Here is a 14,847-nt window from a genome sequence, read left to right as displayed (position 1 = left end):
GTTATGAAGTTTCACACCAGAAAATGGGTAAAACCCGAAGATTTAAACCCGAATGGAACCTTGTTTGGAGGTAGGCTATTGCAATGGATTGATGAAGAGTTAGGGATTTACGCCATCATCCAATTGGAAATCCCAAAGACGGTTACGAAGTTTATGTCTGAGATTGATTTTGTCAGTTCTGCTAAGCAGGGGGACATTATTGAAATTGGTATAGACGTGGTTAAGTTTGGGAAAACATCGATCACCTTAACTTGTGAAGTGCGCAATAAGTTAACGCATAAAACCATTATTGAAATCGATAAAATCATCATGGTGAGTTTGGATGAAAACGGCGTACCGACGCAACACGGAAAAACGGAAAAGGAATATGTAAAAGATCGCCTAAAAAAACAATAAAAAAAAGAGAAGCCTCAGCTTCTCTTTTTTTTATTTTATTCTCGTCCTATCATGGAAATCTCTCTGTCGTTTCCAAATCCTTTAGGATTGTCTCCCCACTGATTTTTTCCGTGTTCGCTATCGGTACAAAACCAAACCAACATTAAGATAGGTCCAACAAGTGGGATCATCCTCAGCAGATAAAACCATCCGCTTTTACCGATGTCGTGCAATCGTCTAACCGCTACGGCCAAAGTAGGGATAAGGGTAATCAAGATGTATAAATAGCATATAATTATAAATACTGACGATTCAGTAGCAACGCCAGTAAGTGCAAGAGCTAGCAAAATAAGAATGTGAAACAACGTAAACATCCAATACTCTTTTCTTCTTGCTCTGCCCGAAAAATTCGCGTAATTTTCAAGTACTTTTAAATACCAATTCATAATAATTCTTTTTGTTTTTTTTAGTTAATTGATGCCAAATATAACAAATTAATGAAGTCCTCTTGACTTTATTTCCAAATACTTATTAATGGTGTTACCGGTCAAATTTCCAGGAGTGGAGAGTACTGACTGTATCCCGTATTTGCGGAGTTCGTTTGCAATCTGTTTTTTCTCATACATGAATTTTTCAGCAATCACCTTATCGTATACATCGCTGTCTGTTTTGGCTTTTTGCTCTGTAAAATTTATCAATTCGGTATTTTCGAAAAAGATAACAATTAACAGGTGGTTTTTCGCAATTGCGCGCAGGTATGGTAATTGTCTGTTTAAAGCATCTATTGTTTCAAAGTTGGTATAGAGTAAAAGCAAACTTCTACTGGTAATCTTTCGTTTAATAGTGGCGTATAATAAACTGTAGTCCGCCTCGATAAACTTGGTTTTTACGTTGTAGAGTGCATCCGAAATTAAATTCATTTGAGAGCGTCGTTGTTCAGCTACGACAAAATTATCCACGCTTTCGGCAAATGTCAGCATTCCGGCTTTATCTTGTTTCGACAAAATGATATTACTCAAGGCCAAAGTAGCGTTGATGGCATAGTCGAGTAAATGTAACTTGTCAAAGTCCATTTGCATGGTTCTCCCTTTATCGATAATGGCATAAACAGGTTGTGACTTTTCGTCTATGTATTGGTTAACCATAAGTTGGTTGCGCTTAGCGGTCGCTTTCCAGTTTAAGGTTCTGATATCATCTCCTGAAACGTATTCTTTGATTTGTTCAAATTCGAGGGAGTGTCCGAGTCGTCTGATTTTGCGACTTCCGATAGCAGTTAAATTATTGCTGATGGCTTTTAAGCTAAAATCTTGTATTTTTAAAAAAGACGGATAACATTTCAATGTTTTTTCTGTTCCTAGTTCAAACTTTTTACTAGCCAATTGAAATGGGGTTGTGATGAATATGTTCACACGACCAAAATTGTATTCACCGCGTTTTTTGGGACTGACAATATAGTCAATCTGAACTGTTTTATTGCGTGTTAAGCTTTCGGTTAAACTAAAGTTGTGCAATTGAAACTGAAAGGGGAGCTCTTCCAAAATTTCCGCTTTAACTTTAAATTTATATTTGCTAGTAAGGTGCAATTGTACCGTATTATCATCTCCGTTTGACAAGCGTTCAGGGAGTATCCTTTCTAATTGTAGGGCATTTTTGGTGCTGAACAGCAATAGCATATCAACCAAGGTAAGCAGTACCAGGAAAAATACTCCCAATTTAGCTATCCAAAAGAAAAAGGGCACGAAATATCCTACTATAAAAAGCATACTCAGCATTCCGACCCCGTAAAAGAATCGATTGTTGAGAAATAAAGAATTGTATAAATTCTGCATGTGCTTATCTTGGAATTTCTACGGATTCGATGATTTGTTCAATGATTTGTGTACTTGTGAGCCCTTCCATTTCGCGTTCAGGGGTTACAATAACACGGTGTTGCAACACTGGAATGGCTGCAGACTTTATATCTTCAGGTGTAACAAAGTCTCTTCCATGGATACCGGCAAAAGCTTTTGCTGCATTTAAAATGGCAATCGTAGCCCTAGGAGATGCTCCTAAAAATAAAAAGGAGTTGCTACGAGTATTTACCACGATATTGGCTATGTATTTCAACAAATGAGGCTCCACTTTTATCTGTTTTACGAGAGCTCTATATTTCGTAATCTGGGCTCCTGAAATCACAGGTTCCACAGCGTCGAGTTTGCTTCCGTTTATCAGTGCTTGCTCACGGGTCACGATTTCTAGCTCTTCTTCTGCAGTTGGATATTCAACGTTAATTTTAAAAAGAAAACGATCGAGTTGTGCTTCTGGTAATCGATAGGTACCTTCCTGTTCTACGGGGTTTTGCGTAGCTAGCACTATAAAAGGCTCGTCCATTTTATAGGTAACGCCATCCATAGTGATTTGCTGCTCTTCCATAACCTCGAAAAGAGCGGCTTGCGTTTTAGCTGGCGCTCTGTTAATCTCATCAATCAAAATCATGTTAGAAAATACAGGTCCCTTTTTAAATTCAAATTCAGAGGTCTTTACATTAAACACCGAGGTCCCTAAAATATCCGAAGGCATTAAATCGGGAGTGAATTGTATACGGCTAAAATCAATACTAATAGTATTCGATAAAAGCTTTGCCGTAACCGTTTTGGCTACTCCTGGAACTCCTTCTATCAAGGCGTGACCATCGGCTAATAAAGCAACAATTAAAAGGTCCATCATGCGCTGTTGTCCAACAATCACCTTTGAGAGTTGCGATTTTATTTGGTAAACGCTCTCTTGTAACTCTGTTAAGTCAATCCTGTTTTCAAATTCAAGATTACTAGATTCGTTTGTTGTATTTTCCATAATTAGCGATTTTCAAAAAAGTTTTCTATTAATGTGTTTAGGCGCAATAATTCGTCTTGACTACATGACGATTTTTTATTGAGCATAATAATGGTATTGATTAGATAGCGTGTTGTACTCAGTTCATTACCCGATTTTGCAGCGAGTTTTTCAATAAGGTCATCATTGAGTACGTTGGTTTCTATCAAATATTTGGTACGTATTTTTTCAAGAAAATACGTGATTTTTTTGGTGATAATATTTTTGTGATTTTCTTCTTGGCGATACAAGTTGGCAATAGTATGGGTGAATTCTAAGGTCGCATTTTTCAATTCCGGTAGCTCCGGAACAGGGCGTTGTCGTCTTCTAGCATTAAAAAGCATGAACAACAGCAGTCCAAAGAAGCCCAAAAGCAATGCCCATTTTAGCGAATTATGCTTCCAGAAGAACTTTAAGATAGAGCGACTCTCTTCTTTGGCCATTTTTCTTGAACGAATAGCTGGATCCCAAAACGAGTTGCGATTGGGAAGGTACGATAATACCTGAGCGACATAGTCACGGTTAGCCTTTTTGAGCAAGTAGTAATTGGTAAATACGATAGGGTTGCTGTGCAAGTAAATTTTACCATCACCATAACTTATTTGTAAGAAATTAGGGTTGTGTTTCCTACCGATGGTTTGGTAACCTAAAACTTTTGTCGAGCTGCTGTCTAGCTCCGAAAAATAGTGGTTGTGCAGGTTGCGGTCATACTCAGTTTTAAAAGGAGTAAAGTGATTGCGGTCTAAAGTCAAAGTTCCGCTCATGTTTTTACGGTTGTTTTTACCGTAAGCAGAACCGTCTTTCGTTTCAAAATTGAGGGCGCCTTTTAGTTCTTCACCAAAATGGTCCAAAGAAATAAGTGCATCATTACCTGCCGCTACATAGTTAAGTAAGCTAGCCACACTAACAGAGTCCAACCTAGCATCGTTTTTTTTGATGAGATAGTAATTGGCAATTTCTGATTCTTCTTCAAAATAGATATCATCTAGGTAGTCGTGAATGTTTTTACGCAAGTAAAGCACCTCATTATTGTCAAACAATTCGGGTAGTTCTTCGTATAAGATAAAAGTTCCGAAGGGATCTTTAGACCGTTTGCTGTAGTTTTCCTCCCAGTTGGTTTTTGAACAACTAGTCAAAAATGCAACAAGTATCCCTAAGGTAAAAAATGGTATGCTGCGATTCTTTTTCATTTATAGCGTTTTAAAGAAATCTTGATAACTGTTGGTTACCTGTTCAAATTCTACTTCATTGATAGGAAACTCACCGTACCATACGTAGTCGTACAGGTACACAAGGTAGGTGAAATGTTTGCGTTGAGAAGCTTGGCTCAATTCAAACAAGTACTGCGAGTTCGTTTTGTCTTTGTGATATTGTATCAGTTCTTTTTCGTTCAAACGCTGTAATAGAATCAGGTAATAGAAGCGTGTGGCCAAGCGGAAATTTTTTGCCGCAATCGCATTTTGTAAAGCTTTTTCGTAACCAGTTCTATCAATTAAGTCTACTTCCTCCTCCGTGGAAAACTCAGCTCCTTGAGCTATTTTTGATTTGCTTTTGTTCCAGAAATCAAAATCTTCCCCGATAAAGCTCTTCACTAAAATAAATACGACAAATAGGATGAGTAGGTAGGGGAGTATAGTTCCGATCCCCTTTAAAAGATCAATAAATGCCTTGCCACTGGACGAATTTGATTTTTTATCTTCCGTTTCTTCCTTTTTGGTTTCTTCTTCAATATAGGTAAAGTCCCTACCAGAATATTTCTCGTTGAGATTTTCTTTAAATTGACGTCTCTCCTGAATACTAGCCGATTCAATGTTCGGTTTAGGGTTGGTTTGCTGTACTGTTGTTGCGCGGTTCGCCGCTTGAATGGCCGAAAAACTCATTAGTACTATCAGCCAAGAAAGTAAATGTTTTTTCATTAGCGCAAATGGTGCTTTGAAGCTACTTTAAAGGGCAGTACCAAATAGTAATAACTGATACTTGCCAAAGAAGCTAGGATTATAATATAACAAATAATTGCTGGAATTTGATTGTAAAGTCGCGTGACATACCCTTCTAAAAAAGCTGCGACAAAGGTGAAGGGAATAGTACTTATAAAGAGGAAAAAGGCTTCACGTAGTCCCTTTTTTAACGACTCAATTCGTTTAAGAGCTCCCGGAAACAATAAACTACCTCCAATAATGTAACCAGCGCTGGCTTCTATTACCATAGCGAAAATTTCGTAAGTACCGTGAATCCATATTCCTTTGATACTGTCGTAAAAGCTGTTGTGTTGGTAAAAGAAGGCCTGGAAAACCGCAACCATGATACCGTTGTATAAAATGTAATATCCGGTTCCTATTCCGATAAACAATCCAGACAAAAACATGTTGAGCCCGACGCGTAGATTGTTGTCAAAGATTCCGATAAAAGATCCCCATGTACTGCCGCCTTTATAGATGGCCAGGGCATCACCACTCGCAATATTTTCTAAGGTTTCATCCACATAGGCATTCCCTAATATTTCTCTAGCAAAGTTCTCTTCGTTAAATGTAGACAACAGTCCGATAAAAAAGCAGATAAAAAAGAATGCAAAAGAAACGTAGATGTAGTTTCTTCGTTTGTAGGCGATTAAAGGAACCGTGTCAAAAAAGAAATGGAATAAATTGTTTTTATCCTGTTTCTTGGTGTGGTAAATTTTTCCATAACTTTTTTTTGCGAGCTTATTGAGGTAGGTAACTACCTTGCTCTTAGGGTAAAAGGATTGTGCATATGACAAATCGTTCATGATTTTAATATGCAAATCCGCAATTTCATCTGGGCTTTTTTCAGTTTTCTTTGAAATTACTTCTTCAAATTCAAGCCATTTTTCTTTATTTTGCTTAATAAAAGCTACCTCTCTCATAGAGAACAAAAATAAATAATGTATGAAAAGACTGCAAGTAAATACCACACAAAATGTAAAAATTAACTTTGAACTCGCACATGTGGGACTCCGATTAGGGGCTTTTGTTATTGACAATATACTAAAGTTTGCTTATGTGTATTTTGTGATGCAGCTCTTTAATTTACGATTGTTGGAAGCTACAGAAGATGGTTGGTCAGTAAAGGCCGTGACAGTGGTTCTGTTTTTACCGGTTACGTTGTACTCTTTGTATCAGGAAGTCTTGATGAATGGACAAACCTTAGGGAAAAGAGCCTTGAAAATCAGAGTGATCACAAAAGATGGGTTTAAGCCCTCATTTACCGATTATCTCATTCGTTGGTTTTTGCGAATTGCTGATTTTAATTTGTTTTTCTTAATAGGAGTCTATGTCTATGCGCTTGGAATGTCACATTTAGAGGCGCTTTTTTATGTCTTGTTTTTTATGGGAAAAATGATAGGTTTTTTTATGATCCTATTTACAAAGAATAACCAGCGTATCGGAGATTTTGCAGCCAATACTACGGTAGTGACTCTGAAAGATGAAGTGAAGTTTTCACATACCATTTTAGAGAATATATCAGAAACATATAAGCCGAAGTTTGCTGCGGTCATCAAACTGTCTGATAACGATGCTCGAATTATAAAGGATACCTACAGAAAGGCGCGTAAAACTAAAGATTACAAGACCATAAAGAAGTTAAAGCTCAAAGTAGAAGAAGTGACCGGAATAACAGCCGAAAATCTTACAGATTTTGAATTTATCGATATCGTGTTAAAGGATTATAATTATTATACGCAAAATATGTAGCGTTAAGAGAACGCTTCTTTTTAATGGCTGTCATTCGTTTTTCTTTGAAGAACTGTAGAAGACTGCGTTTTTTTGAGCTGTATACGCTTCATTTGTTAAAGATTTATTACTACCTTTGTTAGATGTTGAAGAAAGTTATTCTCGTATTAGTCACCCTGTTATTGCTAGCGCCACCAATGCAAGCACACAATGATATTGTGGTGTACGACGATGCTGAACAACACGAGTTGATGGATGCTAAACACGAAGATTTGCATCATCAAAATGATAGTAATGAAGATGAACATAAAAAACACCATCATCATTGCTCTGTGGTCAATTTGTCCCTGGAATTTATTCCTGCGTGGTTTGATTTTGAAGTATTGCCCTTGGTGGGAGTAGTTCAAAAACCGCCTGTGTCTTACCAACAGACCTTTCTTTCTAATTATTTGGTAGATATTTTTCAACCGCCCAGAGTTTAAACATTAGTCCGTCCCCGGTACTTACATCGGGTAAGAGTACACGTGGTTAACGTGTCAATACATAATGTTTAAATTACTTTTCATGTTAGATAACATCATAAAATTTTCAATAAAAAATAAATTGATTATTGTTGTGTTTGTCTTAGGCTTGATTGGATGGGGAACCGTTTCGTTGCGTGACCTTCCAATTGATGCAGTGCCGGACATCACCAATAATCAGGTGCAAATTATAACGAGTGCACCTTCACAGTCTGCTCAAGATATTGAGCGTTTAGTAAGCTTTCCTATTGAGTTGGCAGTAGCTAATATTCCCGAGTTGGAAGAGGTGCGTTCCTTTTCTCGATTTGGTTTGAGTGTTGTTACCGTCGTATTTAAAGATCAAACGGATATTTATTGGGCAAGGCAGCAAATAAGCGAACGTCTGGCCGATGTAAAAAGTCAAATTCCAGCAGGGATTGGAGTGCCTGAAATGGCTCCTGTGACAACGGGGCTTGGAGAAATATATCAGTATTCCATTTTTCCTACACCGGGTTATGAGGACAGCTTTTCCAGTATGGAATTGCGATCCTTGCAAGATTGGGTGGTAAGACGGCAGTTGTTAGGTATAGAAGGCGTTGCTGATGTCAGTAGTTTTGGTGGCTTTCTAAAACAGTATGAGGTGGCCTTAAATCCGGAAAAATTAAAAGCCCTAGGAATCAGCATCGCTGAAGTGGTAACGGCGCTTGAAAAAAATAATGAGAACACTGGAGGTGCCTATATTGATAAAAATCCTCGAGCCTATTTTATTCGAAGTCAAGGACTCATAGAAGATGTCTCGGCGATAGAAAAGATCGCTGTAAAACACACCCAGAACGGAACTCCTATTTGTATTAAAGATATTGCAACCGTAAAATTTGGCCATGCCACGCGGTATGGAGCAATGACCCGAAACGGAGATGGTGAAGTTGTGGGAGGCATCGTAATGATGCTGAAAGGTGCAAATTCTTCTCAGGTTATTGGGCAGGTAAAAAAACGCGTGGAGCAAATTCAAAATAGCCTTCCAGAAGGGGTTGTTATCAAACCGTTTTTGGATCGTTCTAAACTCGTGAATAAGGCCATAGGTACGGTGAGTAAAAACCTCATCGAAGGCGCTTTGATCGTCATTTTTATTTTAGTACTGCTCTTAGGGAATTTTAGAGCAGGGCTTATCGTGGCCTCTGTGATTCCGCTGGCGATGTTGTTCGCGATAAGTTTGATGAAACTCTTTGGTGTATCTGGAAATTTAATGAGTTTGGGAGCCATTGATTTCGGAATTATTGTCGACGGTTCAGTGATTATTGTAGAGGCAACCATGCATTTCTTGTCAAAAGGAAAACAACGTAGGTTACTGACGCAAGAAGAGATGGATCGAGAGGTGTACCAAGCGGCTTCAAAAATTCGCACGAGTGCTGCTTTTGGAGAATTGATCATATTAATCGTGTATTTGCCAATATTAGCTTTGGTAGGCATTGAAGGAAAGATGTTTAAACCCATGGCAATTACTGTGAGTTTTGCTATTCTCGGTGCTTTCTTGTTGTCATTGACCTATGTTCCGATGATGAGCGCCTGGTTTTTGAGTAAGGATATTCAAGTGAAGCAAACATTTTCAGATCGGTTAATGCAGTTTTTTAGATCAAAGTACGAGCCACTGCTTGTAATGGCTCTGAAACACAAAAGAAAGGTTGTAATAGCCGCACTGGGATGTTTTATAGGGAGTTTAGGAGTGTTTTTTACAATGGGTTCTGAATTTATACCATCGTTAGACGAAGGAGACTTAGCTGTACAAACCGTTGTTTCTACGGGGAGTTCATTAACGCATTCTATAGATATCACCAACAAGTCGAGTAGTTTATTAATGGAGGCTTTTCCCGATGAAATCGAGGAAATTGTGAGTCGCATCGGATCTTCTGAAATTCCTACCGACCCTATGCCTATAGAAGCCTCTGATATGATTGTAATTTTAAAAGACAAATCGCAGTGGACTCGCGCAGCTTCAAAAACTGCTTTGACCGAAAAGATGCAAGCCTTGCTCGATGAAAAAATGGTTGGAGTTGAATACGGTTTTCAGCAGCCTATTCAAATGCGATTTAACGAATTGATGACGGGTGCTCGACAGGACGTTGTTTTAAAAATTTACGGTGAAAACTTAGAGGAGTTAGTCAAGTATGCCAATGGTTTGGGGAATATTATTCCCAATATCAAAGGTGCTGAAGATTTGTATATAGAGAAAATGACCGGTTTGGAGCAAATTGTAATTCAGTACAACAGAGAGCGGATTGCCTTGTTCGGATTGAATGTTTCCGAGGTGAATAAGGCTATCAATGCGGCATTTGCCGGTCAGTTTGCCGGTGTTGTTTACGAAGGTGAACGCCGTTTTGACCTCGTGGTGCGCATGGCGAAAAACAGTCGCTCAGATATTACCGATTTACGTAACTTATACATCGCAACTCCTTATGGTGAACAAGTGCCCTTGGCAAGTGTAGCCAAAGTGACCTATAAATCTAGTATTAATCAAATTCAGCGAGATGATGCAAAACGTCGTATTACCATTGGGTTTAATGTGCGAGGTAGGGATGTTGCAAGTATCGTAAAGGAATTAAAAGCCGAAATCGCGACCAAAATGAAATTTGAACCTGGGTATTATATAACCTATGGCGGAACGTTTAAAAATATGGAAGAAGCCCAGGAGCGTTTGGCTATTGCCGTGCCTATTGCGTTGTTGTTGATTTTCTTTTTGCTGTATTTAACGTTTCGTTCGTTAAAGTATAGCGTGTTGATTTTTACAGCAATTCCGATGTCGGCAATAGGGGGGATCATCGCATTATACCTTCGTGATATGCCCTTTTCAATATCGGCTGGAATTGGTTTTATAGCCTTGTTTGGTGTGGCTGTGCTAAATGGAATCGTACTGATTACGGAGTTTAACAGTTTAAAGGAAGAAGGAGGTTGGTCCATTTCCGAGGTTGTTCGCAAGGGATGTCTTATTCGCTTACGCCCAGTATTAATGACTGCAGCGGTGGCTTCTTTTGGTTTTTTTCCAATGGCATTGTCAACCTCAGCAGGAGCCGAAGTGCAAAAACCACTGGCAACCGTGGTCATTGGAGGTTTGCTTTCAGCGACCTTGTTAACTTTAATCGTATTACCAGTAGTGTACGTTTGGGTAGAGGATTGGAAAATACCGAGCAAACCCAAAAAAGTACTTCTTGGTCTATTACTCCTTATGGGAGTATCAGAAGGATATGCACAGGAAATTGACCTCCGCTTGTCGGAAGAGGAAGCTGTAGTGCTGGCATTACAGCAAGCGGTACAATTAAAAACAGCAGACATCGCTGTGGCTAATCGCAAGTCTGCTATTCAAAAAGCCTTTGCCTTGGCACCGATGTCGTTGCAATATCAAAATATAGGTGTTGGTCTCAATACCAGAGAAAAGGAATGGACGGCCAATCAGAATTTCGGATCCATTATCGGAGCTTTTCGCAGTTTCGATACGGCAAAAAAGCAATTTGCCTTACAGCAAACTCTTAAAAGTTTGCAGAAGAGAGAGCTGATTAGAGAAGTGCGTATAAAATACCAAGATTGGCATTACAAGTACGCGCGCTATCGATTGTTAAAAGAACAACAGGCGGTGAGCACGACCATAAAGAAAATCAGTGCTGAATTGCACAGTTCTGGAGAAATTGGCGGCGTGGAAAACGACTTGACGAGTTTGCAGTACTTGGAAACCCAAGCGGCCAAAACTTCGGCGTATCGCAGCTATATTGATGCGGAAAACGCCTTGAAAAACCTACTGCAAATACAAGGGCAGATCACACCTAAAGAACAGCAACCTAAAAGAAAATCACAACTGCTTAAAAACGAGTCCTTGGCCGGAGTATTTAGCGAACTTACCCACCAGAAAGAAGCGGTGTTTAACAGTCAAATAGCGTTGTCTAAATCTGGGTATTTCCCGCAGTTGACTGCTGGGGTAATCAAAAGGGTTACGGGCGATGCTGGTTTTACAGGTTTTCAAGTAGGACTGCAACTTCCACTGTCTTTTTGGAGTACGCGAGCAAAGGTGACACAAAGTAAGTTGCGCAAAGAAGAAGTGACGATTCGAAACAAGGCACAACTACTGGCTATTTCTAATGAATCGGACAATGTAATGCGTCAATTGCGTTATCTCGATAAAGAATTGGTAGCCATGGAGGAGATGGCTCTAAAAGCGAAGAGCTTTGTAGCAAAGATAGCCTTGGCGTATAAGTCTGGTGAAATTGACGCCTATAAGTACAACCAAAGTTTTCGATCGTACTACCAAGTTATGAATAGTTATTTGTTACTCGTAAACAATTACAATTTACTAGTAATAGCATATCAATATTACAATCATGAATAAGATGAAAAAAATTTTAGCACTCTATATAATTACAATATTCTTCGCTTGTAATGGGCACCGAGAGTCAAAAGATACCCACGATTACGATCACGATGCTGTGGAGCAGTCAGGGAAGGCTCATGACAATGCACATGAAGAAGAGAATGAAGAACTTTTATTAAGCGAATCTCAGTTAAAAACCGCGAATGTAGCGGTCCTACCACTGCAGAAAAAGTTAATACGTAACCGTCTTGCTGTCACCGGATCTATCGAGGCACCTCCGCAAAACAAGGCAACTATTTACGCGCCGAGAGAAGCTTTTGTGTACAAAACCGATTTACTTCCTGGTGATCGTGTGCGAAAAGGACAGGTGGTAGCTGTGTTGCAGCATCCGAGTTTTATAGAGTTGCAATACGCGTATTTGGATGCGGTGAATAAAAGAGATGTAGCAAAGGCAGATTATTTGCGTAAAAAAATGCTCTTTGAAAAAGACATCGCTTCAAAAAAGTCCTTTTTAGCGATTAGAGCACAGTACAAATCGCTTGAAAGCTTGGTGAGTAGTTATAAAACTCAACTTAAAATGGCAGGAATTGATGCTGTGAAGGTGGAAGCTAGCGGTATTCAACAATTCATTTCTATAAGGTCGCCGATAGCTGGTTTTGTGGTAGAGAACAATTTAAACCAAGGGAAGTACCTCGCAGCAAATTCAGAAATGATGGAAATTATTGATAATGATCACATTCATGCCGAACTCCGAGTTTTTGGTGCTGATGCTCACAGAATTAAAAAGGGAGACGATTTTGTGTTCGTACCGTCAGGGATTGATACTACCTACCAAGGATATATTAAGTTGATCAGTCAGAAAGTAGAGCAGGGGAATAAAACGGTTAATGTACACGGGCATTTTGAAGATCCCGATGGCGTGCTAAAATCCGGAATGTTTATCAATGCCGAAATTTTAATGAAAGGAACGCTGAAATACGCTGTTCCGGAAGAAGCGGTCATAGAAAAGGAAGGAGAGCAATTTGTATTTGTACAATTACAGTCGGGAGTGTTTAAAGCCGTTAAGGTGTATCTCGGTGATACGGATCGAGGGTATGTGGCTTTGGATGCCATTGAAAATGATGACTGGAATCAGAAAGTAGTGGTGCGTGGTGCGCACTTTTTAAAAGGAAAGCTATTGCAGCAACTAGGGGGGATGGAAGGACATGCCCACTAAAGTGAGAAGGTGCAGTTTACTAGTAGTAAATTGCATCTTTTTGCCGTATCTTAGGTCTATGTAGAAACAATTTTTATGGGAAGTCATCATCACCATCATCATCACCATCACAGTACAACGTCGAATATCGCAGTGGCATTTTTTCTTAATGTAGGGTTTACACTTGTCGAGCTTATAGGCGGGGTGTTGACCAATAGTTTGGCTATTATGTCAGATGCATTGCACGATTTAGGAGATAGTTTGAGTTTGGGCTTGGCTTGGTATTTTGAAAAGAAGTCCAAGCAACCTGCTACAGATACCTATTCTTATGGATTTAAGAGGTTGTCACTACTCGGCGCAGTTATTAATGCTTTGATTCTAGTGGTTGGTGGGATTTTTATTGTCAAAGAAGCCATACCCAGAATTTTTCATCCCGAAGTTACTGATGCGAGAGGAATGATGTGGTTAGCACTCTTAGGTATTGGGGTTAATGGAGTTGCGGTATTGAAATTGCAAAAAGGAACCTCCATCAATGAACGAGTTGTATCATTACATCTCTTAGAAGATGTATTAGGCTGGGCTGCGGTTTTACTGGCGAGTATTGTGATGCAGTTTTGGGAGTTACCCGTACTTGACCCGTTGCTTTCTGTAGGGATTACGCTCTTTATTTTTTACAATGTCTATAAGAATCTCAAGGAAAGTCTGCGTATACTATTACAAGGTACGCCCCAAGGGCTTACTGTAAAAGACCTTACTGCCACAATAGTTAATTTCGAAGGAATCGAAGCTGTTGACGATTGCAAACTTTGGACTATGGACGGTGAATATCACATTGCTTCGTTTTGGGTGAGGTTGGAAGATACGGTAGATGTAGTGAGCGAGCAAACCCTTAAAAATCAATTAAAACAAAGGCTTCACGATAGCTATGGTGTCGAGCATACAACCATAGAAATTGTAAGGGGAAAGAAAGAATGTAAAGAGACACATTGCTCATAGCCAATTTATGTTGTAAATTTGAATAAACTAAACTAAAAATTATGTCAAGAAATCAAATTGGGTTAAACATTCCTAAGGGAGGTGTTTTGTTAGTACCTGTGGCAATTATACTATTAATTTTTATCGCCAAGTCAACGGAAACTATAGGTCCTGGTGAAGCAGGGGTACTCTTCGAGCGATTTGGACAGGGTATTAATACAGAAAAAACGTACGGAGAAGGATTTCACCTCGTAGCACCGTGGAATGAAATGATAGTTCAAAAAGTACGTCAACAATCTATTTCAGATAAGATGAACGTATTGTCTGTAAACGGATTGGAAGTACGTGTCGACGGTACGGTTTGGTTTAAACCGGATTACGAGAACTTAGGGAACTTAATCAAAAATAAAGGACGTAACTACATCAGTGATATTCTTGATCCAGCAATCAATGCTGCAGCTAGGAGTGTTGTGGGTAGGTATACGCCAGAGCAATTGTACTCGAGTAAACGCGATGTGATTGAACAGGAAATCCTGGTAGAAGCACAGGAAGAATTAAAAGATCAATACATAATAGTGGAACGTGTGTTAGTTGAAGATGTGCAGTTGCCAACGACCATTCGTGATGCTATTGAACGCAAATTAAAACAAGAGCAAGAAGCCTTAGAATATCAATTTAGAATTGAAAAAGCTGAGAAAGAAGCACAACGTCAGCGAATTGAAGCCAAAGGAAAGGCCGATGCTAACACGATATTAAGTGCTTCTTTGACCGATAAGATTTTACGAGATAAAGGTATTGAAGCAACCAATAAATTGGCAGAGTCACAAAATAGCAAAGTTGTGATTATCGGTTCAGGAAAATCAGGAATGCCTATTATTTTAGGAAACCAATAAAGAACATACCAACAAA

The 14,847-nt window shown here is 39.1% G+C and carries 13 protein-coding genes; 7 read left to right on the top strand and 6 right to left on the bottom strand.

Annotated elements, in window-relative coordinates:
* Nucleotides 1–3: 3 nt before the first annotated feature.
* Nucleotides 4–396, top strand: a complete 393-nt coding sequence (locus ACKTS5_RS11015) for an acyl-CoA thioesterase (protein WP_408043922.1) — start codon at nt 4–6, stop codon at nt 394–396.
* Between the two features lie 35 nt (nt 397–431).
* Here the strand turns inward: ACKTS5_RS11015 and ACKTS5_RS11010 are convergent, their stop codons facing one another.
* From ACKTS5_RS11010 to ACKTS5_RS10985, 6 genes are read right to left on the bottom strand one after another with little or no spacing between them, the layout of a single operon-like run.
* On the bottom strand, nt 432–821 hold the full coding sequence (locus tag ACKTS5_RS11010) for a DUF805 domain-containing protein (RefSeq protein WP_408043921.1): 390 nt from the start codon (nt 819–821) through the stop codon (nt 432–434).
* Nucleotides 822–869: 48 nt separating this feature from the next.
* A complete protein-coding gene (locus tag ACKTS5_RS11005) occupies nt 870–2,204 on the bottom strand; it encodes a DUF58 domain-containing protein (protein WP_408043920.1) in 1,335 nt (444 codons plus the stop codon).
* A gap of 4 nt (nt 2,205–2,208) precedes the next feature.
* Nucleotides 2,209–3,207, bottom strand: a complete 999-nt coding sequence (locus ACKTS5_RS11000; protein ID WP_408043919.1) for an AAA family ATPase — start codon at nt 3,205–3,207, stop codon at nt 2,209–2,211.
* A 2-nt stretch (nt 3,208–3,209) separates the two neighbouring features.
* Nucleotides 3,210–4,415, bottom strand: coding sequence for a DUF4350 domain-containing protein (locus tag ACKTS5_RS10995; protein ID WP_408043918.1), 1,206 nt, complete (start codon nt 4,413–4,415; stop codon nt 3,210–3,212).
* Nucleotides 4,416–5,141 carry a DUF4129 domain-containing protein gene (locus ACKTS5_RS10990; protein ID WP_408043917.1) on the bottom strand — a complete coding sequence of 242 codons (726 nt, stop codon included), beginning with the start codon at nt 5,139–5,141 and terminating at the stop codon, nt 4,416–4,418.
* Nucleotides 5,141–6,106, bottom strand: a complete 966-nt coding sequence (locus tag ACKTS5_RS10985; RefSeq protein ID WP_408043916.1) for a stage II sporulation protein M — start codon at nt 6,104–6,106, stop codon at nt 5,141–5,143. The genes ACKTS5_RS10990 and ACKTS5_RS10985 overlap by 1 nt, the downstream gene beginning before the upstream one ends.
* Before the next feature lie 22 nt (nt 6,107–6,128).
* Here ACKTS5_RS10985 and ACKTS5_RS10980 point away from each other — a divergent pair, with 22 nt between their 5' ends.
* The 6 genes from ACKTS5_RS10980 to ACKTS5_RS10955 all read left to right on the top strand — a co-directional run bounded on the left by ACKTS5_RS10980 (nt 6,129) and on the right by ACKTS5_RS10955 (nt 14,831).
* A complete protein-coding gene (locus ACKTS5_RS10980; protein WP_408043915.1) occupies nt 6,129–6,935 on the top strand; it encodes an RDD family protein in 807 nt (268 codons plus the stop codon).
* Between the two features lie 122 nt (nt 6,936–7,057).
* Nucleotides 7,058–7,396, top strand: a complete 339-nt coding sequence (locus ACKTS5_RS10975; RefSeq protein WP_408043914.1) for a hypothetical protein — start codon at nt 7,058–7,060, stop codon at nt 7,394–7,396.
* 82 nt (nt 7,397–7,478) lie between these two features.
* Nucleotides 7,479–11,786, top strand: coding sequence for a CusA/CzcA family heavy metal efflux RND transporter (locus ACKTS5_RS10970; RefSeq protein ID WP_408043913.1), 4,308 nt, complete (start codon nt 7,479–7,481; stop codon nt 11,784–11,786).
* Between the two features lies 1 nt (nt 11,787).
* The gene (locus ACKTS5_RS10965) at nt 11,788–12,984 is read left to right on the top strand and encodes an efflux RND transporter periplasmic adaptor subunit (protein WP_408043912.1); all 1,197 of its coding nucleotides are present in this window, start codon (nt 11,788–11,790) and stop codon (nt 12,982–12,984) included.
* A gap of 75 nt (nt 12,985–13,059) precedes the next feature.
* Nucleotides 13,060–13,959: a cation diffusion facilitator family transporter gene (locus tag ACKTS5_RS10960; protein ID WP_408043911.1), complete on the top strand. Its 900-nt coding sequence runs from the start codon at nt 13,060–13,062 to the stop codon at nt 13,957–13,959.
* Between the two features lie 41 nt (nt 13,960–14,000).
* Nucleotides 14,001–14,831, top strand: a complete 831-nt coding sequence (locus ACKTS5_RS10955) for a prohibitin family protein (RefSeq protein ID WP_408043910.1) — start codon at nt 14,001–14,003, stop codon at nt 14,829–14,831.
* The last annotated feature ends 16 nt before the right edge of the window (nt 14,832–14,847 follow it).

The sequence above is a fragment of the Tenacibaculum litopenaei genome (assembly GCF_964514025.1).
GTDB classification, from domain to species: domain Bacteria; phylum Bacteroidota; class Bacteroidia; order Flavobacteriales; family Flavobacteriaceae; genus Polaribacter; species Polaribacter litopenaei.
This window is presented reverse-complemented; position numbering and strand designations above follow the sequence as displayed.